General features: G+C 70.2%; 1 pseudogene. It reads left to right on the top strand.

The features are described from left to right. Window positions 1-177: 177 nt before the first annotated feature. Window positions 178-1093, top strand: a pseudogene (locus AB0F61_RS34290) (AIR synthase related protein); the annotation flags it as partial.

The raw sequence follows: 1093 nt of genomic DNA, 5'->3' as shown, positions 1-1093 counted from the left end.
GGCACGGCCGCCGCCGGCGGACCGCCGAACGGTCCGTACCCGGACCCGCTCGTCGCCGCCCGCCCCCGTCGCCGTCCGGCTCCGCGTCTGTTTCCGTATCCGCGTCTTCATGTGTGAGGACATGTCTGCCTAGGCGGTGGGAAGGGCCTGCATGGCCTTGATGAAGCCGTCCGCGTCTCGTGGATCACCGATCAGTACGACCGGTTCGTGCAGGGCAACACGGTGCTGGCGCAGCCCGAGGATTCGGGCATGATCCGGATCGATGCCGACACGAATCTGGGTGTGGCGATCGCGACGGACGGCAACGGCCGGTACGCGAAGCTCGACCCCTACACCGGTGCGCAGTTGGCGCTGGCGGAGTCCTACCGCAATGTCGCCGCCTCGGGGGCGAAGCCGCTGGCGATCTCGGACTGTCTGAACTTCGGCTCGCCGGAGGACCCGGCGGTGATGTGGCAGTTCGCCGAAGCCACCCGCGGTCTCGCGGACGGCTGCCAGCAGCTCGGCACCCCGGTCACCGGAGGCAACGTCTCCCTGTACAACCAGACCGGTGAGGTGGCGATCCACCCCACCCCGGTCGTCGCCGTCCTCGGTGTGATCGACGACGTCAACCGCCGCACCCCCATCGCCTTCGCGGAAGAGGGCCAGCTGCTTTACCTGCTGGGCGACACCCGGGAGGAGTTCGGCGGCTCGGCATGGTCGGAGGTCGTCCACGGTCACCTCGGCGGCCTGCCGCCGGCGGTGGACCTGGACCGGGAGAAGCTGCTCGGCGAGATCCTGATCGCCGCCTCCCGCGACGGCATGATCGACGCCGCCCACGACCTGTCCGACGGCGGACTGATCCAGGCCGTCGCCGAGTCCTGCCTGCGCGGCAACAACGGCGCCCGCCTCATCGTCCCGGACGGGCTGGACGCCTTCACCTTCCTCTTCAGCGAATCGGCCGGCCGCGCGGTCGTCGCCGTCCCCCGCAGCGAAGAACTCCGCTTCACCGACATGTGCGGCGCCCGCGGCCTGCCCGCCACCCGCATCGGCGTCATCGACGGCAACACCATCGACCTCCAGGGCCAGTTCACCATCCCCCTGGACGAACTCCGCC

The organism is Micromonospora sp. NPDC023888, assembly GCF_040639415.1.
GTDB lineage: Bacteria > Actinomycetota > Actinomycetes > Mycobacteriales > Micromonosporaceae > Micromonospora.
This window is presented reverse-complemented; position numbering and strand designations above follow the sequence as displayed.